The following is a 22,000-nucleotide window of genomic DNA, read 5'->3' as shown; positions in this document are numbered from 1 at the left end:
GATTGCCTTCTTCTCTCATGCAACTTTCTTGATTTGGTGCTTAGTTGATAATCCATTGCGTGTTACGGAGTGCCTTATGACCGAGATCGACACCAGCAAGCCGCATCCCGCGCGGATGTACGACTGGTATCTCGGCGGGAAGGACAACTACCCCGTCGATGAGGCCATGGGGCAGCAGATGCTCGCCCTCGACCCGCGCGTCCCCGTGATGGCGCGGGTCAACCGGGCGTTCATGCACCGCTCCACCCGCTGGCTCGCCCGGCAGGGCGTACGGCAGTTCCTGGACATCGGCACCGGCATCCCGACCGAGCCGAACCTCCATCAGATCGCCCAGCGGATCGCCCCCGACGCCCGGGTCGTGTACTGCGACAACGACCCCATCGTGCTGGCCCACGCGGCGGCCCTGCTGCGCGGCACGGAGGAGGGCGTCACCGAGTATCTGCAGGCCGATGTCCGCGACCCGGACGCCATCGTCGAAGGCGCCCGGAAGATCCTGGACTTCAGCGCCCCGGTCGCCCTGTCCCTGGTCGCGCTGCTGCACTTCGTCTCCGACGAGGACGGCGCGCACGAGCTGGTCGGCCGGCTGCTGTCCGAACTCCCCTCGGGCAGCTATCTGGTGATGACCCACGCGACCGCCGACTTCACTCCCGAGGAGTCGGCGGCGGGGACCGAGAAACTCAAGGCGGCGGGCGTCACGCTGGCCCTTCGCTCCCGCGAGGAGTTCACCCGCTTCTTCGACGGTCTCGAACTGGTCCCGCCGGGTGTGGAAGTACCCCACCAGTGGCACCCCGACCTGGGGGACCCCGTGGCGGGGCAGGACGACGGGGTCATTCCCGGGTACGGGGCGGTGGGCCGCAAGCCGTAGGGCGACCGACCCTTGCAGAAAAAGGATCCTGCAGAGCGACTGAGGCCGCTCTGCAGGATCTGACGGGTCCATCGGGAGCCTGGTCGGCCCTCTCATCCGCCCGGTGTCGGCTCCTCGGCAGGGGGCAGTACCCCGCACAACGCCTCCAGCGCCGCCCCGTAGGCATGCTCCGAGGGCGTGGCACAGCCGACGACGATGCCGTCGCGGGCCGGCGTCTCCTCCTCGGTCGCGTCCGGGTGCCGGAACTCGGCGAGGCCGTCCAGGGCGACGCCCTGCCAGGTGGCCGCCTTCACGGTGGACCGTTCGGTGCCGGGCGGCAGCCGCAGCACCGCGTGGAGCCCGGCGGCGACACCCGTCACCTCGACGTGCGGCGCATGCTCGGCGAGCGCGGCCACCAGGCGGTCGCGGCGGCTCCGGTAACGCTGCCGCATGCGCCGTACATGACGGTCGTACGCCCCGGAGACGATGAAGTCGGCGAGGCTCAGCTGATCGAGGACGCTCACCCACGCCTCGCGCTCGCCCTTGGCCGCGAGCACGTCGCCGACGTACCGCTCCGGCAGCACCATCCACCCCAGCCGCAGCGCGGGTGACAGGCTCTTGCTGACCGAGCCGATGAAGATCACCCGCTCCGGATCCAGGCCCTGGACGGCTCCGACGGGTTTGCGGTCGTAGCGGAACTCGCCGTCGTAGTCGTCCTCCAGGATCACGCCGCCACGCGCGCGTGCCCAGTCGATCACGGCGGCACGGCGCTCGGGGTGCAGTGGGCCGCCGGTCGGGAACTGGTGCGCGGGCGTGAGCAGCACCGCACGCTCCCGTGCCAGCCGGTCCACGCGCGCGCCGTCCTCGTCGAGGGGGAGCGGTACGGTCCGTACGCCCGCGGCGGCGAGCAGTTCCCGGTGGAAGCCCAGCCCGTACGCCTCCACGGCCAGCGGCCCGCGCAGCACGCCGCCGCCTCCGGACCGGTCCTGGCCGAACAGCAGGCGCAGGGCGTGCGCGAAGCCGGAGCAGATGACGATCCGGTCCGGCTCGGTGCGCACGCCACGCGCGCGTGCCAGGTACTCGGTGAGCGCCTCGCGCAATTCGATGCGCCCGGCGGGATCGCCCGGCCCGAAAACCTCGTTCGGCGCCTGCTGGAGCGCCCGTCGGCAGGAGGCCAGCCAGGCCGCCCGCGGGAACGCCGACGCGTCCGGCGTGCCCTGCCGCAGGTCGTGCCGAGGGCCACGCGCGCGTGGCGGCGCCTTGCGCGGCACCCGCTCGGCGCGCCGCAAGGGCTCGGCACGCTCGGCCACGCGCGTCCCCGAGCCCTGCCGGGCCGTGAGCCAGCCCTCGGCGACCAGTTCCGCGTACGCGTCGGCCACGGTGTTGCGGGCGACCCCGAGGTCGGCGGCGAGCGAACGGTACGGCGGAAGCCGGGTGCCCGGCGCGAGCCGCCCACTGCGCACGGCGTCCCGCAGCGTACGGGTCAGTGCGGCCCGCCGACCACCGGGACCGGACGACTCCGAGAGGTCCAGATGCAGGTCGGCGCCGACCCGCCGCGCCGAGTCCATCCAGGAATTGACCCGTGATTCCGCCATGGAATTGCACCCTACAGTGGGTCTTTTCGATCCGTAGGTTGGTCCACATGACGACGAACACGATCGAGAACAGCACCGGTATCGACATCGCCGGGGCCATCACCGAGGCCGAGGCCGCCCGCACCCGACTGGACTTCGCGAAGTCCGCCCCGAAGGTCTTCCGCGCGATCGTCGGCTTCGACGCAGCCGCCCGGGAGGGCCTCGACCCGGCTCTCGTCGAACTGATCCAGATCCGCGCCTCGCTCCTCAATCAGTGCGCCTACTGCCTCCACATGCACACCAACGACGCCCGCAAGGCCGGTGAGACCGAGGACCGGCTGCACCTGGTCGCCGTCTGGCGCGAGGCCCGCCACTTCTTCACCGAGCGCGAGCAGGCGGCCCTGGCCCTCACGGAGGCCGTCACCCTGGTCGCCGACGGAGGCGTCCCGGACGAGGCGTACGCGCAGGCGGCCGCCCACTTCGACGACTCCGAACTGGCCCATGTGCTGGCCCTGATCATGACGATCAACACCTGGAACAGGGTGGCGCTGGCGACGGGGAAGGTGGCGGGGACGGACGAGCGGCGCTGAGGTGGCGGGGCTGAGGTGGCGGGGCTGGTGAGGCGGGGCTGAGGTGGCGGGGCTGGTGAGGCGGGGCTGAGGTGGCGGGGCTGGTGGGGCTGGGCTGAGGTGGCTGGGCTGGTGGGGCGGCGTTGGTGAGGTGGCGCTGTGAGGCGGAGGTGAGGTGGCGCTCGTGGGGCGGAGGTGAGGTGGCGGGGCTGGTGGGATGGCGCTCGTGGGGCGGAGGTGAGGTGGCGGGGCTGGTGGGGCGAGGCGGCGTCGGTGAGCGGCCCCATTGGCCGCCGCCCCGGTACCCCGTCGAGCGGCGCCGCGTCAGACGGTCATCGGCCGGTCGTACGGCGAGATCGGTGCCGGCAGCCTCGAACTCCCCGTCAGGTGGTGATCGACGGCCGCCGCCACCGCCCGTCCCTCGGCGATCGCCCACACGATCAGCGACTGCCCCCGGGCGGCGTCCCCGGCGGCGAACACACCCGGGACGTTCGTCGCGAACCCGGCGTCCCGTGTGATCGTGCCGCGCGGCTCCATCTCCAGCCCCAACTGCTCGATCAGCCCGTCCGTCCGGTCCGGCCCGGAGAAGCCGAGGGCGAGCAGCACCAGGTCGGCCGGCAGCGTCCGCCCGGTGTCCGGCAGTTGGCGGCGCTGCGCGTCCACCTCGACCAGGTGCAGTGACCGTACGTGTCCGTCGGCGTCGCCGGCGAAGCGGAGCGTGGACGCCGCGAACAGCCGCGCGTCCGCGTCCGCCGCCGGCGCGGTCTCCAGTTCGCGCGCCTCCTCGTGCGCGGCCGAGAGCCGGTAGATCTTCGGGTACGTCGGCCAGGGCTCGACGTCCTCGTCCCGCTCGGCGCCCGGCTGGGCGTAGATGTCCAACTGGGTCACGGACGCGGCACCCTCGCGCACGGCGGTGCCCAGACAGTCGGCGCCGGTGTCCCCGCCGCCGACGATGACGACATGCTTCCCGGCGGCGGACATGGGAGACGACTCCAGATCCCCCTCGCACACCCGGTTGGCCAGCGGCAGATACTCCATCGCCTGCTCGATGCCGCTCAACTCCCGGCCGGGCACTGACAGTTCACGCCAGGCCGTGGCCCCGGTCGCGATCACCACCGCGTCGTAACGCGACCGCAGTTCGGCCGCCCCGACGTCCCGCCCGACCGCCGTCGACGTACGGAACTTCGTCCCCTCGGCCCGCATCTGCTCGATCCGTCGCTCCAGATGGTGCTTCTCCATCTTGAATGCGGGGATGCCGTACCGCATCAGCCCGCCGATCCGGTCGTCCTTCTCGTACACGGCGACCGTGTGGCCGGCCCGGGTCAGCTGTTGTGCCGCCGCGAGCCCCGTGGGCCCCGACCCGACGACCGCGACCGTCCGGCCCGACAACCGGTCCGGCGGGCGGGGCGGAGCGAACCCCTCCTCCCACGCCCGGTCGCCGATGGCGCACTCGACGTTCTTGATGGTGACGGCCGGCTGATTGATCGCCAGCACACACCCCGCCTCGCACGGCGCCGGACACAACCGCCCGGTGAACTCGGGGAAGTTGTTCGTCGCGTGCAGCCGATCCGCCGCCGCCCGCCAGTCCTCCCGCGACACCAGGTCGTTCCACTCGGGGATCAGATTCCCCAGCGGACAGGCTTCGTGACAGAACGGGACGCCGCAGTCCATGCAGCGATCGGCCTGCTTGCTGATGATCGGCAGCAGCGCCCCGGGGACGTACACCTCGTCCCAGTCCCCGACCCGCTCATCGACGGGCCGGCGCGGCCACTCCTGACGGGAGGTGGTCATGAAACCCTTGGGATCGGCCATGGCCGTCTTCCTCGCATGCGCGTGCGCGTGCGCGCGTGACGCGGGTGGAGCCGTGCGTCATCGGGCGGCACTCTTCCCGCAACGATACGTCTCACCGGTCACGTGCGCAGAGTGGAGGGACAGCGCTTTCTCGGGGGTGTTTCCGTCAGCTGACGGCCAGCACGAACGACACCGTCGCGGCGGCCGAGGCGACCGTCCGGACGTGGTTCCACACCGTCCACTCCCGCACGTACGTCGGCCAGTAGTCGGCCGCCTCCTGCGTGCCCGCCTCCAGCTTCATCAACGCGTCGTTGCGAGGCACGTTCGCCACCATGGTCACCCCGAACGAGCCGAACAGATACAGCGCGCTGCCCAGCAGCAGCGCCACCGTCCCCTCGTCCGGCCAGAGCACGAACGTCACCACGGCGATCACCGCGCACAGCACCGCCGTCCCGATGAACACCAGCATGAACGCCGGCATCAGCGCGGTCACATTGATCGCCTTCATCGCGGCCACGCCCTGCGCGGGAGGCAGCGCGGCGAGCCCCCGCATCACGAAGGTCGAGAAGGCGCAGAAGACCCCGGCCACGAGGCCGGTGCCGACCACACCGATCACGATCAGTACGAAGTACGGCCCATCGATCATGTCAACTTCAACTCCCGCATCCCGCATCCCGCCGAGATCCTGCCCGGCCCCGTCCGTCACCTCAAGTGAAATCCTGTACGACCTCAGTGACCATGGCCGAGCGACGCGACCGCATACGCGAACGTCCAGGGGGTGGGTGTCCAGGTCGTGAGGATGGGTGTCGAGGTCGCGGGGGTGATGGCGAGCGCCGGCTGGGGGTGGGGCGGCGGGGTCCGAGCGGGTTCCTCGGGCGGCCGGGGCGGCGAGTTCGCTCGGTGTCGGGGCCGGGCTTCGGGGGCCGTCTGGGACGTGAGTCCGTTCGGCGTCGAGGGCCCGGGGGCGCCGCGGTCGGGAGCGTGCGCTTCGGAGCCGGGGACGAGAGTTCCGGCGCGTCGGGGGAGGCGAACTCCCGCTGACGAGAGCTCCGGAGCATCCGGCGACGCGAACTCCCGCGTCCCGGGAAGCCGTGGCGCATTACGGTGCTCAACCATCAGCCGGCCTCGGACACCCCCGCCCGCCACGCCCCCAACGTCGTCTCCACCATCGCCATGATCCGGCGCCGCGCCTCGTGCCGCGGTACCCCGCTCATCAGCAACTGGTCGTACGGCGTGTCCGTGTGCCGCACAGCCGCCACGACCGCCGACGTCACCGCCACCTCGGTCAACGCCCGCCCCGCCGCACTCCGCCCCACCCGCCCGCTGCCCCGCACCGACGCATGCCCGGCGATGTTCCGCGCCCGGTCCGCCGGACACCCCGGGAACAGCCGCCGTATCTCCGCCCCGAACACCTCCGCGAACCGCACGTCCTCCCGAGCCCGGCGCCGCGCGTCCCGCGTCCGACGCCGCCGCCGAGCCTCCGCGTCCGCCAGGCACCGCTCCTCGGCCCGGGCCAGCCCCGCCTCCTCGACCAGAACCCCCTGCCGCTCATAACGACTCCTGCGCCGGTTGAACCGCACGACCACCGCCGACAGCGCACTCTCCTCCCGCGACCGACGCGTCAACGCCGTGTCGCCGCGCGGCAGGAACACCAGATGCCCGAGGTCGGCACAGTCCAGACACCGCGGCGCCCCGTCCTCCAGCACGAGCATCTGCAACGGCCCCGCCTGACACTCCCCGCAATGCCGTCGCTTGAGAGGCTGAATCACCAGAAGGCCGGTGCGGTGCGGGGGAGTTGCGAGAGGTGCCATACCGAATTCCTTCCCCTCGGACCGGGCCCGAGGAACTCACCGACGGGCTCCGCGGACCGGCTCGGGATGCTGCGGACGCGTCACTCGGGTTGACGCGGGACGTCTCACCGACCGGGCTCGTCCACCCGGCCGGCTCTACCTCCAACCCCACCGGACCCGTACCTGCCTCCCTCGCCCCCGACACTCACCGCAACGCACCCCACCCACCCCCTGCCGCATCATTGGCCCTGTGCGACTGGAAGCGATCACGTGGGACCGGCTCGGCGAGCACCTGGCCGAGCGGCTGCTCGATCTGGAGCCGGCCGACGGCAGCCCTTGGCCGCGCGTCGCCTTCGACGGTGCCCCGGCGGCCCGTCCAGGCGAGCTCGCCGAGCGGGTCGGCGAGGCGCTGCGCGTACGCGGCCGCCCCTCGCTCACCGTCGGCACGGAGGGCTTCCTGCGCCCCGCCTCCGTCCGCCTGGAGTACGGCCACCGGGACATCGAGGCCTACTACGACGGCTGGGTCGACACCGGCGCCCTGTGGCGCGAGGTCTTCGGCCCCCTCGAACCCGGCGGCGACGGCCGTGTCCTGCCCGACCTGTGGGACCCGACCATCGACCGAGCCACCCGCAGCCCCCATGTCCAGCTCCCGCCCGGCGGACTCCTGTTGATGCACGGTCCCCTCCTGCTGCGCCACTGGTTCCCCTTCGACCTGACCGTCCACGTCCTCCTCTCACCCGGCGCCCTGCGCCGCCGCACCCCCGAGTCCGAGCACTGGACCCTCCCCGCATTCGAGCGCTACGACCGTGAGACCGACCCGGCCAACGCCGCCGACGTCCTCGTGCGTGCCGACGACCCACGGCACCCCGCGTGGAGCGGCTGAGACGGGATCCGCAAAAACACCTCAGCATGCACGTGCATCTAAATATCCTTGGGGCATGACGACCTCCGCGAGTGATCCGGTCTCCTTCGACGACTCCGTCCGCGCCCTGCTGGACGGCAAGAACTTCGCCAGCGTGGCCACCCTCGGCCCCGACGGTGCTCCCCAGAACTCGGTGGTCTGGATCAAGCGCGAGGGCGACACCGTCCTCTTTTCCTCGGTCGACGCCCGCCAGAAGGTGCGCAACCTCCGCCGCGACCCCCGCATCAGCGTCTCCGTCTACGACCTGGCCAACCCCTACTCCTCCGTCGAGATCCGCGGCATCGCCGAGATCGTCCCGGACGGGGCCAAGCGGCTCCCGTTCGAGCTCTCGCACAAGTACCTCGGCATCGACCCGCCCGCCGAGAAGGACGACGAGACCCGCGTGATCATCCGCGTCGTCCCGCGGAAACTCGTGCGCTTCTCGGCCTGATCGCCGCCCGCAGACGATGGCCGTTACCGCTCGGTTCCGGGTGCATCGGCCGGACGCCCCGGCGAGAATGAAGGGCGCCGGGACTAGCGGTGCGTCCCGCGCCGCGCCGGCCGTCCGGCATCGGGAGGTAGTCCATGACCACTGCCGGAGACATCATGCACCGAGGCGCCCAGTGGATCCCGACCCACGAGACCCTGGACCGTGCCGCCCAGCTGATGCGTGAGCTGGGTGTCGGAGCCCTGCCCATCAGCGATCAGAACGAACGGCTCTGCGGCATCCTCACCGACCGCGACATCGTCATCGGCTGCGTGGCCGTGGGCCACGACCCGAGCAAGGTCACCGCCGGCGAGATGGCACAGGGCACCCCGCGCTGGATCGACGCGAGCGCCGACATCAGCGACGTGCTCCGGGAGATGAAGGATCACCAGATCCGACGGCTCCCCGTCATCGAGAACAAGCGCCTCGTCGGCATGATCAGCGAGTCCGATCTGGCCAGGAGCCTGCCGGAGGACGAGATCGGCCCATGGGCCGAGAGCGTCTATGCCATGAGCGCGGCGCCCAGGACACGTTGACCCGACGAGGCACTGAGAACGCACTCGCCGCTTCGGTGAACGCCCCTCACTCCACGGGTCGTCCTCGTTCGGCCGGCCGTGCCGGACGAGGACGCGTGGGAGTTCGAGAGCGTCACCCGGTCGGTGACCGGCGTTCGCCGCGTCAGAGCCACCCGTTGCGCCGGAAGCCCCGGTACAGCACCACGCACGCGGCGGATATCACGCCGATGACCAGCGGATAACCGAACGTCCAACGCAGTTCCGGCATGTAGTCGAAGTTCATGCCGTAGACCCCGCACACCATCGTCGGGATGGCGATGATCGCGGCCCAGGCGGTGATCTTCCGCATGTCCTCGTTCTGCGCGACGGTGACCTGTGCCAGGTGCGCCTGAAGGATCGAGTTCAGCAACTCGTCGAAGGCGAATATCTGTTCCTTGGCCCGCAGCAGATGGTCGGAGACATCACGGAAGTAGGCCTGTATCTCCGGCTCGACCACCCGTATGGGACCCGTGGCCAGCTCCTCCAGCGGTCGGCTGAGTGGAACCACGGCCCGCTTCAGCTCCAGTAGCTCCCGCTTGAGCTGGTAGATCCGCCCCGGGTCGGCCCGCGCGCCGTTCTCCGCGAACACGTCCGTCTCGACCTCGTCGATGTCCTCCTGCACCGAGTCGGTGACGCTCAGGTAGTCGTCGACCACATGGTCCGCGATGGCGTGCAGCACCGCCGCCGGGCCCTTTGCGAGCTGCTCGGGATCGGACTCCAGCTCCTCGCGCAACGGCCCCAGCGAGCCGTGCCGGCCATGGCGCACCGTGATCACGAAGTCCCGGCCGACGAACACCATGATCTCGCCGGTGTTCACCACCTCGCTCGTCGCCGTGAGCTGCTCGTGCTCGACGTAGCAGACGGTCTTGAACACCGCGAACAGCGTCTCGTCGTAGCGCTCCAGCTTCGGCCGCTGATGCGCCTCGACCGCGTCCTCGACCGCCAGCGGGTGCAGGTCGAAGAGTTCGGCGATGCCGGCGAACTCCCGGTCCGTCGGCTCGTGCAGACCGAGCCAGACGAATCCGCCGCCGCGCTTGCGCACTCTCTGCACCACGTCGACCAGATCACCGGTCTCCGGGATCCGGGCGCCGTCCCGATAGGCCACGCAGTTCACCACGGAGGAGCCCAGCGGGGACCTGGCGGGGTGGCTGAGGTCGACGCGGGGGCGTCGTCGAGCCAGCCGTGCCACCTTGCGCAGGCCGCCGACCCTGTCTAGGCCCGTGACCTTCCGCAGATTCCCTGCCATGGACATCCGGATCTCCTTGCGTGGATCCCTCGCGCCGCATCTCTGCGCCTTGGCGTGCCAGTTTGCCAGTCGGTGGTGAGCGCCGGGTAAGCCTGTGGGAATCACTGATTCCGCTTAGTTCCTGCCTGTGGACAACCAGCCCACCCAGGTAGGACGCAGCCTTTGCCGGGCTGGATGCACCGTCCCGCTGCCGAACTGGATGAACCATTCCGCCGCCGGACCGGATGAACCGTTCCGCTGGGAGTCTGAACCCCTGCCCACCGATTCCCCCGTCATGTCGACCCGCATGCCGCCCCGCATGCCACCGGCTCCGAATCCCGCCCCGCTCGGCCCCGGCGTCCGCCATCTCGTCGTAGGCGCCGCGTCGCCCCGTCGAGACGAGCCGGGCAACTGGAATGATCGCGGCATGACGCGAAACGACGGGTATCTCCTCGACAACCGGCAGACCGAGGCGGGCGAACGTTTCGACGCCTTCGCCACCCTCTTCGACCCCACGACCTTTCGGCACATCGAAGGATTCGGCATCGGAGCCGGCTGGCGCTGCTGGGAGGTCGGCGCAGGCGGCACGTCCGTGGTGTCCTGGATGGCCAAGAAGGTCGGCCCGACCGGCAAGATCGTCGCGACCGACATCGACACCTCGCAACTCTCCTCCGACGCCCGGCCGCCCGTGGAGGTCCGCGTCCACGACGTGAGCGTCGACGAACCGCCGGGGGAGGGGTTCGACCTGGTGCACGCCCGGCTCGTCCTCGTCCATGTGCCCGACCGGGAACGGGCGTTGCGCTCGATGATCGAGTCCCTGCGCCCCGGCGGGCGGCTCCTGATCGAGGACGCCGACCCTGCCCTCCAGCCCCTCATCTGCCCCGACGAGTACGGCCCCGAGCAGCAGCTGGCCAACCGGCTGCGCCAGGGCTTCCGCAAGCTCCTCGCCGACCGCGGCGCCGACCTCTCCTACGGCCGCAGGCTCCCGCGTCTGCTCCGCGAGGCGGGACTGCGTCAGGTGACGGCCGACGCGTACTTCCCGATCACCTCGCCCGCGTGCGCCGCCCTGGAGTCCGCCACGGTCCGCCAGATCCGCGACCAGCTGGTCTCAGGCGGCATCGCCACGGATCAGGACATCGACCGCCACCTCGCGAACGTCGCCTCCGGCAGGATGGACCTGGCCACGGCCCCACTGATCTCGGCGTGGGGACGCAAGCCGTAGCCAACGGCTCGTGTACTCCGGTCCGCCGGCGTGGACGCAAGCCCTGGTCAACGGCTCGCGCACTCCGGCCTGCTGGCGTGGACGCAAGCCCTGGTCAACGGCTTGCGCACCCCGGCCCGTCGGTGCCGTCACCCGACCCCCGGCGGCCTCCCGCCCACCCGTTCCACCGCCAGCGCCCCCGCCCGGCACCCCTCCCCGGCCGCCTCCTCCGGAGCGGCACCGGTGAGCAGGGCGGCGAGGAACGCACCGGTGAAGGCGTCGCCCGCCCCGGTGGTGTCCTTCGGCGTGGCCGGCACGGCGGGGACGTGGGCGGTGACCGTGCCCGACCGGGCCACCAGCGCGCCGTCCGCGCCCTGCTTGGTGACGACCAGCGGCACATGGCGGCTCAACTTGGCGGCCGCGTCAGCAGCGTCCGGCAACCCCGTGAGCAGGCACGCCTCGTCACGGCTGGGCAGCAGGACGTCCACGCCCTCCACCAGCGCAAGGAACCGGTCGACGCCCAGCTCCACGAGGAACCCGGCCGACGCCGGATCCAGGCTCACCGGCAGTCCACGCGCGCGTGCGGACGCGAGAGCCGCCGTCACCAGCGCGCGGCTCCGCGCGGAGAACAGCAGGTAGCCCGACAGGTGCAGCCAAGCGACACCGTCGAGGAGCGCGTCCGACCAGTCACGCGGCTCCAGCCGCAGCGACGCGCCGCTGTCGGTCAGGAACGTCCGCTCGGCTGCGGCACCGGTGTCGACCAGGCAGATCACCGTCCCGGTCGGCGCCTGCGGATCGACGACGAGACAGGGCCGCACCCCGCTCGCGGTCAACTCCCGCTCGTGCCACTCGGCGGCGTCGGCACCCACCCGTCCCAGCAGCCGTACCTCGCGACCGCCTCGATACGCCGCCCAGCAGGCCACATTGGCGCCCGCGCCGCCCGGCACGGTTCGGATGGCCGCGGCCGTGTCCGTGCCGGAGGCGAGCGGCCCCTGGTGGCGGGCGATGACGTCCGTCACCACGTCGCCGACGACCAGCAGCGCACCGTCCCGAGCGTGCAAGGCGCCCGGACCTCCGGACGGCGTCCCGTTCACGCCCCGGCCCAGGCCGCCGCGATCCGCCCCGCCAGCCGTACGTTGCCGCGCACCGCCGCCAGGTTGGCGCTCAGCGAGGCGCCGTCGGTGTGCCGTACCAAGTAGTCCAGCAGGAACGGCGTGACCGCCTGACCGGTGACGCCCTGCTCCTCGCACGCGTGCAGCGCGTCGGCGAGCACCCGCGCGTGCAGCTCCGGATCCAACTGCTCCGTCTCCGGTACCGGGTTGGCGACGATCAATGCCGACTCGGGCCCGTCGAGCGCGTCCTGAGCGCGCATCACCTCCGCCGCCTCCTCCGGCGACCGCAGCGTCCAGTCCACGGGGTGACCCGAGTCGGAGAGGTAGAAGCCGGGGAAGTGGTCCGTGCGATAGCCGGCCACCGCGACGCCCAGCGTCTCCAGCCGTTGCAGAGTCGCCGGAACGTCCAGGATCGACTTAACCCCGGCGCACACCACCGTGATCCGGGTACGTGCGAGCAGCCCCAGGTCGGCCGACTCGTCCTGCGTCACCGTCCACTCCCGGTGCACGCCGCCGAGCCCGCCCGTCGCGAACACCCGCACGCCCGCGAGGGCCGCCAGCAGCGCCGTCGCCGACACCGTGGTCGCCCCGCTCGCCCCGGCGGCCACCGCGAGCGGCAGATCCCGGTGCCCCAGCTTGCGGATCCCGTCCTCGTTCGCGACCCGCTCCAGCTGGTCCTTGGCCAGGCCGACATGAGGGCGCCCGTCCAGCACGGCGATCGTCGCCGGAACAGCGCCCTCCCGCCGTACGACGTCCTCCAGCTCCAGCGCCACCTGGAGATTGCGCGGGCGCGGCAGCCCGTGCGCGATGATCGTGGACTCCAGGGCCACCACGGGTCGACGCGCGTCAATCGCTTCCCGTACCTCTTCCGACACCACCAGCACCACGCGCCTGCCTCCTGTCTGTCGGTACTCCCTCATCTCTGGCGGGCGCCGCGCCCGATCAAACCCCTTGCGGCCTGTGGCGGACGACACCAGCCTTGGCTGCATGAAGGACCACATCGCACGTCTCGACCATGTCGTCCTCTGGGTGCGCGACCCGGAGGCGTCGGCCGACTTCTTCGAGAAGGCGGTCGGCATGGAGCCGGTCAGGCTCTCGGAGTTCTCCGCGGGGGCGGTTCCGTTCCCCTCCGTACGTCTCAACGAGGAGACCATCCTCGACCTCATGCCGCTCACCATGGCGGAGCGGATGAAGATGTTGCCGGGCTCCGTCGAGAGCTCCGGGCACCCGGTCAACCACGTCTGCGTGGCGCTGCCCGGCGACGAATTCGACGCGCTGCGCGCCCGCCTGGAGGAGCACGGCGCCCCGGTGTCGGACATCGCCCGCGACTCCTTCGGCGCCCGCGGAAAGGCCACGCGCAGCTTCTACTTCCGTGACCCCGACGGCAACGTCTTCGAGGCCCGGCACTACGACTGACAAGCCGCGAGAGGGGGCCACGCACGCGTGGCCCCCTCCCAGGCAGCTGCCCGCGTCGATGACGTCAGACCGGCTGGAGCCCGTCCAGCGCGCCGTGCGGATTCAGCACGTACTTGCGGCTGGCGCCCTGGTCGAACTCGGCGTAGCCCCGCGGTGCGTCCTCGATGCCGATCACGGTCGCGTTGACCGCCTTGGCGATCTGCACCCGCTCGTGCAGGATCGCCATCATCAGGCCCCGGTGGTACTGCATCACCGGGCACTGCCCGGTCGTGAACCGGTGGCTCTTGGCCCAGCCGAGGCCGAGCCGCACCTTCAGCGTCCCGGACTTCGCGTCCTCGTCGATCCCGCCGGGGTCGGCCGTGACGTACAGGCCGGGGATGCCGAGGGCACCGCCCGCGCGCGTGACGCCCATCAGCGAGTTCAGGACCGTCGCGGGCGCCTCCTCGGCGTCCGGGCCGTGGCCCCGCGCCTCGAAGCCGACCGCGTCGACGGCGGCGTCCACCTCGGGCTCCCCGAGGATCTGGGCGATCTGCTCGCCCACATCGCCCTCAGAGACGTCGACGGTCTCGCAGCCGAAGCTCCGCGCCTGGGCCAGACGCTCGGCGTTCAGATCGCCGACGATGACGACGGCGGCCCCCAGCAGATGCGCCGAGGCGGCCGCCGCGAGCCCGACCGGGCCCGCCCCGGCGACGTACACCGTCGAGCCGACACCCGCACCCGAGGTGACCACACCGTGGAAGCCGGTCGGGAAGATGTCCGACAGCATCGTCAGATCGAGTAGCTTCGCGCGCGCCTGGTCCCGGTCGGGGAACTTCAGCAGATTGAAGTCCGCGTACGGGATCATCGCGAACTCGGCCTGCCCGCCGACCCAGCCGCCCATGTCGACATAGCCGTACGCCGCTCCCGGCCGGGCCGGGTTGACGTTCAGACAGATGCCGGTCTTGCGCTCCTTGCAGTTACGACACCGCCCGCAGGCGATGTTGAACGGTACGGAGACGATGTCGCCCACGTCGATGGTCTCGACGTCCGGCCCCCGTTCGACGACCTCTCCGGTGATCTCGTGTCCGAGGACCAGCCCTTCCGGCGCGGTCGTACGCCCGCGCACCGTGTGCTGGTCACTGCCACAGATGTTGCTCGCGAGGACCTTGAGGATCACCCCGTGCCGGCACTTGCGGCCGATGTTGTCGCGGGCGACTCCCGGTCCGTCCTGAAGCTCGAGCGTCGGATGGTCGATGGTCCTGACTTCGACCGTGCCCGGCTTGAGATACGCCACTGCCCTGTTTCCGCTCATGCGTGATCGCCGTCCCTTCGGCTCCGTGTCTTCCGGATGCCAGTCGGATGCCAGCGGCTGTGCGCACGGCGGAGTCTGCTACCGGTGCCCCGGTCCGGCCACCCTCCGCGTGACAACCGGAGACCAGGCCTCCGGCCTCCCCGGTGGAGCGGGACGGAACGTCAGTCGGCCGCAGGAACTTCCTTCGCCCATCTGCCCCGCGTGAACAGCGCCAACGCGGCCAGCGGGAGCAGCAGGCACGCGGCCGTGAGATTGAGCCAGCCGTAACTCGCCTTGGCGACCACGAGACCCGCAACCGCTCCGCCGATGCCGGCGGACGCGTTCATCACGAGGTCGGAAAGGCCCTGCGCGGCCGCCCGCGCGGGCTGCGGCACCGAGTCCGTGAGCAGCGCGGAGCCGGAGACGAGCCCCGCCGACCAGCCGAGGCCCAGCACGAACAGCCCGACGGCCGTCTGCCCGTGACTGCCGCCCGCGGTGCCGGCCAGGAACACCGCACACGCCAGCAGCCCCACGCAGAGCCCGATCCCGGACAGTCGCCCCAGCCGGTCCGACAACCGCCCCATGAGCGGCGCGAACGCGTACATGCCCGCGATGTGCCCGCTGATGACCAGGCCGATCAGATCGATCCCCGCGCCGTGATGAGCCAGGGCGACCGGGGTCATCGACATCACGGACACCATCGCCGTGTGCGCCACGGCCACCGACACCACCGCGAGCCGCGCCCGCGGCGAGGCGGCCACGGCGGCCATGCCCGCGCGCAGCGAACGAGCCGCGGGCGACCCTTCCTCGGCCGGCGCGAGCGCACGCGCCGTCAGCAGCGGGTCCGGCCGCAGCAGTACGGCCACCACCAGCGCGGATATCAGGAAGATCCCGGCCGCCCACAGGAACGGACCCGCCGTCGCCGGTATCCCGAGGCCCGTGACACTGCGCCCGGCGGGCGCGGCTATGTTCGGGCCGAGGACAGCCCCGATGGTGGTCGCCCACACGACCAGCGAGATCGCCCGTGCCCGCCGGTCCGGCTCGGCGAGATCCGCCGCGGCGAACCGCGCCTGGAGGTTCGCCGACGACGCCGCGCCGAACGCGGCCATCCCGCACAGCAGCAGCGGAAAGCTCCCGACGCGGGCCGCGACCACCGTGACGGCGGCGCCCACGGCACCGATGAGATACGCCAGGACGAGCCCGGGACGGCGGCCGCGTGCGGTCATCAGCGCGGCCAGCGGCATCGACAGCACCGCGGTGCCGGCGACGGTGGCCGTGGGCGCGAGCCCGGACAACGACTCGGTGCCGCTGACCTCCTTGGCCAGCACGGCCGCGAGCGCGATGCCGGTGGCGACGCCCAGCCCGCCCAGGATCTGCGTCGTGATCAGCACGGCCGAGATACGTCGCCGCAGGGCCGGCAGCCGGTCGGCCGGGACCGACAAGACGACCTGACGCTCGACGGCGGTCACGCCGGGCACCCGGCGCTACGACGCCTCCGAACGGCCGGCCGCCGGGGACAGCACACCGGACCGGCCGCGTACATGTGGGTGAAAGGTGTCGTCACAGGCGCAGTCTCCCCCCTCTGCTCTCGCCTGCCCACCCCGCGAAACAGCGGGGGAGTCGTCAGAACAGGGGCTCCGGCAGTACGCCCTCCAGCGCCAGCAGCTTCCGCTTGGTCTCCAGACCGCCCCCGAACCCGCCGATGCCGCCGTCGCTCTCCACGACCCGGTGACAGGGCACGACGACCGGCAGCGGATTGGCGCCCATCGCCACCCCCACGGCCTGGGCCGCGCCCGGCTGCCCGACCCGCCCCGCCAGGTCGCCGTACCCCACGACAGTGCCGAACGGGACACCCGTCGCCAGCTCACGGAGCACCTGCCGGTTGAAACCGGAGATCAACGACCAGTCCAGCGGCAGCTCGAAGTCCCGTCGCGTACCCGCGAAGTACTGCTCCATCTGGCGTATCGCCTCGGACAGCAGTGGGGAGTCGGGTGCCTCGACCGGCTCGACGCCCAGCCGGGACGCCAGCCGGTCGAGCATCGTGTCGCGCACCTTCGGCGTGGCGTGGAAGACGACGCTGACCAGGCCGTCGCGGGTCGCGGCCAGCATCAGCGGCCCGATGTCGGAACCGACGACGGCCCACACGGCCTGCTGCTCGTACTGCCCATGGCTGTCCATGCGCCCACCGTACGGCCCACCACTGACAACGCCCCGGGAGCGGGCGCCGTGCGAGCCTCAGCTCGCGGGCAGGGCGTCCCGCACCACGTCGGGAGTGTTCGTGATGATGCCGTCGACGCCGTACCCGGCGACCAACTGTGCGGTGCCGGCGTCGTTCACCGTCCAGGTGAAGACCTCCAACGGCTTGCCGTGCGCGCCCGCTACAGCGTGGACGGAGGCGACGTAACCCGGGGAGACGGAGCCGTAGTCGGGGTTGATCTGATCTGTGAAGGCCGCGTAACCGTCCAGGTCCGCCACGGCAGGGGTCCCCAGCAGACCGGTCTTCACAGCGGGCTTCAGCTCGTGGACGGTGCGCACACTGTCGGCACTGAAGCTCTGCACGATCAGCCTGCCCTCCAGGTGGGGCCCGTCGAGCCACCCCTCGTTGTCCAGCGCCTTGAGGGTCTCCTGCTCGATGCCCGGGTACAGCTCAGGGTTCTTGATCTCCAGCAGCAGTTTCTGGTGGTGCAGCTCCACACGGCCCATGTACTGCTTCAGTGTCGGCACGCGCGCGTCCGCATACGCGGGGCCGAACCAGCTGCCCGCGTCCAGCCGGGCGATCTCGGCAGCCGTGAAGTCCTTCACCTTCCAGGGCGCGCGGTCGGGGAAGACCTCCTCCGCGTCCGTCGTCCGCCGGAGGTTGTCGTCGTGGACGACGACCAGCTCTCCGTCCTTGGTGCGCTGGACGTCGTTCTCGACCCAGTCGATGCCCAGCTCGGCGGCCTTGTCGACGGCTTCCAGCGTGTTCTCGGGGGCGTAGGCGGAGGCTCCCCGGTGGGCGATGACCGTTGGCTGGGCCGAACCGGCCCGGGCTTGAGGGGCGGGGACGAGCAGCGTGGCTGTTCCCAGGAGTGCGGTCGTCGTGGCGGCTACAGCGCGCGCGTGCATGCGTACTCCTCGCTTCGGACGATCACGAACAGCTCAACTGTGACAGCAGAGGGTCAACGGCGGAGGAGTACAGAATGACCACAGATTGAATGGAGTTGCCTGTGCTCGCTCACTCGTGCGGCACAACTGGGGCAAGGCCGTGTTTGTTTGCCGGAAAATCGTTCGACCATTCCGGTGGGGGTTACCCTCAGCCTCAACCCTGACCGTTCGGGCGGTCCTGGGAGGGGGCGCATTTCACGGAGTTCCGGGACGTAAAAGGGCGGGAAGGGCAGCCGCGTATGCAGGGCACCATCGACGGATTCAGCTACGGACTCGTCACACCTCTGGTGGCTTACCTCATGGCCTGCCTCGGCGGTGCGCTCGGCCTGCGCTGCACCACCAGATCGATGCTCGTCTCGCGCTCCTGGCGCCCCGGCTGGCTCGCCCTGGGATCGGCGGCCATCGGCTCCGGCATATGGACGATGCACTTCGTCGCCATGATGGGCTTCACCGTCAAGGAGACGCCGATCCACTACGACAAGGCCATGACGTTCGCGAGCCTCGCAGTCGCCGTCGTCATGGTCGGTGTCGGGATCTTCATAGTCGGCTACAGAGGCGCCAGAGGCGCGGCCCTGTTCACCGGCGGCACCATCACCGGCCTCGGAATAGCGTCGATGCACTACCTGGGTATGGCCGGCATGCGGCTCGACGGAAAGCTGGAGTACAACACCTTCACCGTGGCCGTCTCCGTCGTCATAGCCATGGGCGCCGCGACCGCCGCCCTGTGGGCCGCCGGGCAGGTCAGAGGGCTCATGTGGAGCGTCGGCGCGAGCCTCGTCATGGGCCTCGCCGTCAGCGGCATGCACTACACCGGCATGGCCGCCCTCAACGTCCACCTCCATGGCACGGGCGCGCCCGCCGGGGGCGACTCACCCGCCGCCCTGCTCGCCCCGATGCTGGTCGGCCCGCTCGCCTTCCTGCTCCTCGCGGGCGCCGTCGTGCTGTTCGACCCGAAGATGATCATGGGGCGTCCGACCGAGGCCCCCGTCGTGGACAAGCCGGGCGTCCCGGCCCACCCCACCGTCCCGCACCAGGTCCGCCGCGCCACGCTGCGCACCCGCCGCACCGCCGGAACCCGAGGCTCCAGGACCCCGCAGAACCACTGATCGGACCGCGTTGTCAGTGGGGGGTCGTACGGTGGATCCCATGCGGCCCGTTTCCAGCATCGAACGCACGGTGGCGCCTTTCGAGGTCGTCAGCCCCTACCAGCCCAGCGGCGACCAGCCGACGGCCATCGCCGAGCTCGCCCGGCGCATCGAAGCCGGCGAGAAGGACGTCGTCCTGCTCGGCGCGACCGGCACAGGCAAGTCCGCGACCACCGCGTGGATGATCGAGAAGCTCCAGCGGCCCACCCTGGTGATGGCACCGAACAAGACGCTCGCCGCCCAGCTGGCGAACGAGTTCCGCGAGCTCCTGCCGAACAACGCCGTCGAGTACTTCGTCTCGTACTACGACTACTACCAGCCCGAGGCCTACGTCCCGCAGTCGGACACCTACATCGAGAAGGACTCCTCGATCAACGAGGAGGTCGAGCGCCTGCGCCACTCGGCGACGAACTCGCTGCTCACCCGCCGTGACGTCATCGTGGTCGCCTCGGTCTCCTGCATCTACGGCCTCGGTACACCGCAGGAGTACGTGGACCGCATGGTCCCCCTCAAGGTCGGCGAGGAGATCGACCGGGACCAGCTGCTGCGCCGCTTCGTGGACATCCAGTACACGCGCAACGACCTCGCCTTCACCCGCGGCACCTTCCGCGTGCGCGGCGACACCATCGAGATCTTCCCGGTCTACGAGGAGCTCGCCGTCCGCATCGAGATGTTCGGCGACGAGATCGAGGCCCTGTCCACCCTGCACCCGCTGACCGGCGAGATCATCAGCGACGACGAGCAGCTGTACGTGTTCCCGGCCTCCCACTACGTCGCCGGCCCCGAGCGCATGGAACGGGCCGTCAACGACATCGAGAAGGAGCTCGGCGAGCGCCTCGCCGAACTGGAGAAGCAGGGCAAGCTCCTGGAGGCCCAGCGACTGCGGATGCGCACGACCTACGACCTCGAGATGCTCCGCCAGATCGGCTCCTGCTCCGGCGTCGAGAACTACTCGATGCACTTCGACGGCCGCTCGCCCGGCTCCGCGCCGAACACCCTGCTCGACTACTTCCCCGAGGACTTCCTGCTCGTCATCGACGAGTCGCATGTGACGGTGCCGCAGATCGGGGCCATGTACGAGGGCGACGCCTCCCGCAAGCGCACCCTGGTCGACCACGGCTTCCGCCTGCCCTCCGCCCTCGACAACCGCCCCCTGAAGTGGGAGGAGTTCCAGGGGCGCATCGGGCAGACCGTCTACCTCTCGGCGACCCCCGGCAACTACGAGCTGTCCCGCGGCGACGGCCAGGTCGAGCAGATCATCCGCCCCACCGGCCTCATCGACCCGGAGGTCGTCGTCAAGCCGACCGAGGGCCAGATCGACGACCTGGTGCACGAGATCCGTACGCGCGTCGAGAAGGACGAGCGGGTCCTGGTCACCACCCTCACCAAGAAGATGGCCGAGGACCTCACGGACTACTTCCTGGAGCTCGGCATCCATGTGCGCTACCTCCACAGCGACGTGGACACCCTGCGTCGTGTCGAGCTGCTGAGAGAGCTGCGCGCCGGCGAGTTCGACGTCCTGGTCGGCATCAACCTGCTGCGCGAGGGCCTCGACCTGCCCGAGGTCTCCCTGGTCGCGATCCTCGACGCCGACAAGGAGGGCTTCCTGCGCTCCGGGACCTCCCTCATCCAGACCATCGGCCGCGCGGCGCGCAACGTCTCCGGCCAGGTCCACATGTACGCCGACAAGATCACCCCGGCGATGGAGAAGGCCATCGACGAGACCAACCGCCGCCGGGAGAAGCAGGTCGCGTACAACAAGGCGAACGGCATCGACCCGCAGCCGCTGCGCAAGAAGATCAACGACATCGTCGCGCAGATCGCCCGCGAGGACGTCGACACCGAGCAGCTGCTCGGCACCGGCTACCGCGCGAAGAAGGACGGCCGGGGCACAAAGGCCCCAGTGCCCTCCCTCGGCGACAAGGCGGCCAAGGGCGCGAAGTCGGCCAAGTCCGCCAAGGGCAAGGCCAAGGAGACGGTGCCGACCGACCGGCCGGCGGCGGAACTCGCCGAGCAGATCGAGGAGTTGACGGAGCGTATGCGCGCAGCCGCGGCAGACCTCCAGTTCGAGATCGCGGCACGACTGCGCGACGAGGTGTCCGAGATGAAGAAGGAACTGCGGCAGATGAAGGAGGCGGGACTGGCCTGACGGGGCCCATGACGCCGGTCCGCAGCACGGCACCGGCGCCGCCCGAACGGCCGTCCAGCGGCTTTCCGTACTCGCTGTGTTGCAAGACCGACACAAAGTGGGGACCGGGGTACGTCACTGTCAGTGCCCCTGCGTAGGGTTCTCGTCATCCGCGGACTCCGCGGCCAACAGGGGACAGCTCGAGAGGGGAATCAGCACGTGACCGTCAACATGACCAAGGGTCAGGCAATCAGTCTGCAGAAGAACGACGGAGGCAGCCTGACCGCGGTGCGCATGGGTCTCGGCTGGCAGGCGGCTCCCCGGCGCGGCCTGTTCGGCTCGCGCACGCGGGAGGTCGACCTCGACGCCTCGGCCGTCCTGTTCGCGGACAAGCAGCCGGTCGACGTCGTCTTCTTCCGCCACCTGGTGAGCGACGACGGCTCGGTGCGCCACACCGGCGACAACCTCGTCGGCGGTGTCGGCCAGGGCGGCGACGACGAGGCGATCCTCGTCGACCTCGCCCGAATCCCGGTCCACATCGACCAGATCGTCTTCACCGTGAACTCCTTCACGGGCCAGACCTTCCAGGAGGTGCAGAACGCGTTCTGCCGCCTGGTCGACGAGACCAACGGCCAGGAGCTCGCCCGCTACACGCTCGCGGGTGGCGGCGCCTACACGGCCCAGATCATGGCGAAGGTGCACCGCTCGGGTCCGGGCTGGGCGATGACGGCCCTCGGCACCCCGGCCAACGGCCGTACCTTCCAGGACCTGATGCCGGCGATCCTGCCGCACCTGTAAGACACGCAAGGCGGCCCGGCGGGCGGCACACGACAACTGACACAGGGGGAC

General features: G+C 70.7%; 21 protein-coding genes. 10 read left to right on the top strand and 11 right to left on the bottom strand.

The genetic code is table 11. The annotated features are described in order from the left end of the window. The first annotated feature begins 76 nt into the window (after nt 1–76). Nucleotides 77–865: an SAM-dependent methyltransferase gene (locus tag PGH47_RS10695; RefSeq protein WP_271663226.1), complete on the top strand. Its 789-nt coding sequence runs from the start codon at nt 77–79 to the stop codon at nt 863–865. A gap of 92 nt (nt 866–957) precedes the next feature. Here PGH47_RS10695 and pdxR read toward each other — a convergent pair whose 3' ends face one another. Further along, nucleotides 958–2,439, bottom strand: coding sequence for a MocR-like pyridoxine biosynthesis transcription factor PdxR (gene pdxR / locus PGH47_RS10690; RefSeq protein ID WP_271663225.1), 1,482 nt, complete (start codon nt 2,437–2,439; stop codon nt 958–960). A 47-nt stretch (nt 2,440–2,486) separates the two neighbouring features. Between pdxR and PGH47_RS10685 the strand changes: the two genes are divergently transcribed. Further along, nucleotides 2,487–3,008, top strand: a complete 522-nt coding sequence (locus tag PGH47_RS10685; RefSeq protein WP_271663224.1) for a carboxymuconolactone decarboxylase family protein — start codon at nt 2,487–2,489, stop codon at nt 3,006–3,008. Between the two features lie 303 nt (nt 3,009–3,311). On the opposite strand, the gene PGH47_RS10680 is transcribed toward PGH47_RS10685, so the two are convergent. The 3 genes from PGH47_RS10680 to PGH47_RS10670 form a co-directional block, all read right to left on the bottom strand. Next, complete coding sequence (locus PGH47_RS10680; RefSeq protein WP_271663223.1) at nt 3,312–4,799, bottom strand: glutamate synthase subunit beta; 1,488 nt, start codon at nt 4,797–4,799, stop codon at nt 3,312–3,314. A gap of 145 nt (nt 4,800–4,944) precedes the next feature. Beyond that, nucleotides 4,945–5,424, bottom strand: a complete 480-nt coding sequence (locus PGH47_RS10675) for an anthrone oxygenase family protein (protein WP_271663222.1) — start codon at nt 5,422–5,424, stop codon at nt 4,945–4,947. A 469-nt stretch (nt 5,425–5,893) separates the two neighbouring features. Beyond that, a complete protein-coding gene (locus PGH47_RS10670) occupies nt 5,894–6,589 on the bottom strand; it encodes a DUF2293 domain-containing protein (RefSeq protein ID WP_271663221.1) in 696 nt (231 codons plus the stop codon). A 229-nt stretch (nt 6,590–6,818) separates the two neighbouring features. Between PGH47_RS10670 and PGH47_RS10665 the strand changes: the two genes are divergently transcribed. The 3 genes from PGH47_RS10665 (at nt 6,819) to PGH47_RS10655 (ending at nt 8,492) form a co-directional block, all read left to right on the top strand. Next, entirely contained in the window at nt 6,819–7,451 is a 633-nt protein-coding gene (locus PGH47_RS10665; RefSeq protein ID WP_271663220.1) for a uridine kinase, read from the top strand. 55 nt (nt 7,452–7,506) lie between these two features. Next, entirely contained in the window at nt 7,507–7,920 is a 414-nt protein-coding gene (locus PGH47_RS10660) for a PPOX class F420-dependent oxidoreductase (protein WP_271663219.1), read from the top strand. Nucleotides 7,921–8,054: 134 nt separating this feature from the next. Further along, complete coding sequence (locus PGH47_RS10655; protein WP_271663218.1) at nt 8,055–8,492, top strand: CBS domain-containing protein; 438 nt, start codon at nt 8,055–8,057, stop codon at nt 8,490–8,492. A 142-nt stretch (nt 8,493–8,634) separates the two neighbouring features. Here the strand turns inward: PGH47_RS10655 and PGH47_RS10650 are convergent, their stop codons facing one another. After that, nucleotides 8,635–9,762 (bottom strand): magnesium and cobalt transport protein CorA, encoded by a 1,128-nt coding sequence (locus tag PGH47_RS10650; protein ID WP_271663217.1) that lies wholly within the window; start codon nt 9,760–9,762, stop codon nt 8,635–8,637. 400 nt (nt 9,763–10,162) lie between these two features. Here PGH47_RS10650 and PGH47_RS10645 point away from each other — a divergent pair, with 400 nt between their 5' ends. Beyond that, nucleotides 10,163–10,957, top strand: coding sequence for a methyltransferase (locus PGH47_RS10645; RefSeq protein WP_271663216.1), 795 nt, complete (start codon nt 10,163–10,165; stop codon nt 10,955–10,957). Between the two features lie 128 nt (nt 10,958–11,085). On the opposite strand, the gene PGH47_RS10640 is transcribed toward PGH47_RS10645, so the two are convergent. Then, complete coding sequence (locus PGH47_RS10640) at nt 11,086–12,042, bottom strand: carbohydrate kinase family protein (RefSeq protein ID WP_443048609.1); 957 nt, start codon at nt 12,040–12,042, stop codon at nt 11,086–11,088. Next, nucleotides 12,027–12,935 (bottom strand): pseudouridine-5'-phosphate glycosidase, encoded by a 909-nt coding sequence (locus tag PGH47_RS10635; protein WP_271663214.1) that lies wholly within the window; start codon nt 12,933–12,935, stop codon nt 12,027–12,029. Before PGH47_RS10635 ends, PGH47_RS10640 begins: the two co-directional genes overlap by 16 nt. 100 nt (nt 12,936–13,035) lie before the next feature. Between PGH47_RS10635 and PGH47_RS10630 the strand changes: the two genes are divergently transcribed. After that, the gene (locus tag PGH47_RS10630) at nt 13,036–13,464 is read left to right on the top strand and encodes a VOC family protein (protein WP_271663213.1); all 429 of its coding nucleotides are present in this window, start codon (nt 13,036–13,038) and stop codon (nt 13,462–13,464) included. A 64-nt stretch (nt 13,465–13,528) separates the two neighbouring features. On the opposite strand, the gene fdhA is transcribed toward PGH47_RS10630, so the two are convergent. The 4 genes from fdhA to PGH47_RS10610 all read right to left on the bottom strand — a co-directional run bounded on the left by fdhA (nt 13,529) and on the right by PGH47_RS10610 (nt 17,839). Then, entirely contained in the window at nt 13,529–14,755 is a 1,227-nt protein-coding gene (gene fdhA / locus PGH47_RS10625; RefSeq protein WP_271663212.1) for a formaldehyde dehydrogenase, glutathione-independent, read from the bottom strand. 161 nt (nt 14,756–14,916) lie between these two features. After that, complete coding sequence (locus tag PGH47_RS10620; RefSeq protein ID WP_271663211.1) at nt 14,917–16,203, bottom strand: MFS transporter; 1,287 nt, start codon at nt 16,201–16,203, stop codon at nt 14,917–14,919. Nucleotides 16,204–16,357: 154 nt separating this feature from the next. Continuing rightward, the gene (locus tag PGH47_RS10615; RefSeq protein WP_271663210.1) at nt 16,358–16,912 is read right to left on the bottom strand and encodes a methylated-DNA--[protein]-cysteine S-methyltransferase; all 555 of its coding nucleotides are present in this window, start codon (nt 16,910–16,912) and stop codon (nt 16,358–16,360) included. Between the two features lie 57 nt (nt 16,913–16,969). Beyond that, entirely contained in the window at nt 16,970–17,839 is an 870-nt protein-coding gene (locus tag PGH47_RS10610) for a glycerophosphodiester phosphodiesterase (protein ID WP_271663209.1), read from the bottom strand. Between the two features lie 278 nt (nt 17,840–18,117). On the opposite strand from PGH47_RS10610, the gene PGH47_RS10605 reads away from it, so the two are divergent. From PGH47_RS10605 to PGH47_RS10595, 3 genes are all read left to right on the top strand, one after another. After that, entirely contained in the window at nt 18,118–18,984 is an 867-nt protein-coding gene (locus PGH47_RS10605) for an MHYT domain-containing protein (RefSeq protein WP_030952787.1), read from the top strand. 40 nt (nt 18,985–19,024) lie between these two features. Continuing rightward, entirely contained in the window at nt 19,025–21,172 is a 2,148-nt protein-coding gene (uvrB, locus tag PGH47_RS10600; RefSeq protein ID WP_269643950.1) for an excinuclease ABC subunit UvrB, read from the top strand. A 198-nt stretch (nt 21,173–21,370) separates the two neighbouring features. Continuing rightward, nucleotides 21,371–21,949 (top strand): TerD family protein, encoded by a 579-nt coding sequence (locus PGH47_RS10595; protein WP_107907157.1) that lies wholly within the window; start codon nt 21,371–21,373, stop codon nt 21,947–21,949. The last annotated feature ends 51 nt before the right edge of the window (nt 21,950–22,000 follow it).

It is taken from the genome of Streptomyces sp. HUAS 31 (assembly GCF_028198125.1).
GTDB classification, from domain to species: domain Bacteria; phylum Actinomycetota; class Actinomycetes; order Streptomycetales; family Streptomycetaceae; genus Streptomyces; species Streptomyces chartreusis.
This window is presented reverse-complemented; position numbering and strand designations above follow the sequence as displayed.

Excerpts from the sequence above, each read along its gene's own strand:
- PGH47_RS10695 (WP_271663226.1), top strand. The coding sequence starts at position 77 with ATGACCGAGATCGACACCAGCAAGCCGCATCCCGCGCGGATGTACGAC.
- pdxR (WP_271663225.1), bottom strand. The coding sequence starts at position 2,439 with ATGGCGGAATCACGGGTCAATTCCTGGATGGACTCGGCGCGGCGGGTC.
- PGH47_RS10685 (WP_271663224.1), top strand. The coding sequence starts at position 2,487 with ATGACGACGAACACGATCGAGAACAGCACCGGTATCGACATCGCCGGG.
- PGH47_RS10680 (WP_271663223.1), bottom strand. The coding sequence starts at position 4,799 with ATGGCCGATCCCAAGGGTTTCATGACCACCTCCCGTCAGGAGTGGCCG.
- PGH47_RS10675 (WP_271663222.1), bottom strand. The coding sequence starts at position 5,424 with ATGATCGATGGGCCGTACTTCGTACTGATCGTGATCGGTGTGGTCGGC.
- PGH47_RS10670 (WP_271663221.1), bottom strand. The coding sequence starts at position 6,589 with ATGGCACCTCTCGCAACTCCCCCGCACCGCACCGGCCTTCTGGTGATT.
- PGH47_RS10660 (WP_271663219.1), top strand. The coding sequence starts at position 7,507 with ATGACGACCTCCGCGAGTGATCCGGTCTCCTTCGACGACTCCGTCCGC.
- PGH47_RS10655 (WP_271663218.1), top strand. The coding sequence starts at position 8,055 with ATGACCACTGCCGGAGACATCATGCACCGAGGCGCCCAGTGGATCCCG.
- PGH47_RS10650 (WP_271663217.1), bottom strand. The coding sequence starts at position 9,762 with ATGTCCATGGCAGGGAATCTGCGGAAGGTCACGGGCCTAGACAGGGTC.
- PGH47_RS10645 (WP_271663216.1), top strand. The coding sequence starts at position 10,163 with ATGACGCGAAACGACGGGTATCTCCTCGACAACCGGCAGACCGAGGCG.
- PGH47_RS10630 (WP_271663213.1), top strand. The coding sequence starts at position 13,036 with ATGAAGGACCACATCGCACGTCTCGACCATGTCGTCCTCTGGGTGCGC.
- fdhA (WP_271663212.1), bottom strand. The coding sequence starts at position 14,755 with ATGAGCGGAAACAGGGCAGTGGCGTATCTCAAGCCGGGCACGGTCGAA.
- PGH47_RS10615 (WP_271663210.1), bottom strand. The coding sequence starts at position 16,912 with ATGGACAGCCATGGGCAGTACGAGCAGCAGGCCGTGTGGGCCGTCGTC.
- PGH47_RS10610 (WP_271663209.1), bottom strand. The coding sequence starts at position 17,839 with ATGCACGCGCGCGCTGTAGCCGCCACGACGACCGCACTCCTGGGAACA.
- PGH47_RS10605 (WP_030952787.1), top strand. The coding sequence starts at position 18,118 with ATGCAGGGCACCATCGACGGATTCAGCTACGGACTCGTCACACCTCTG.
- uvrB (WP_269643950.1), top strand. The coding sequence starts at position 19,025 with ATGCGGCCCGTTTCCAGCATCGAACGCACGGTGGCGCCTTTCGAGGTC.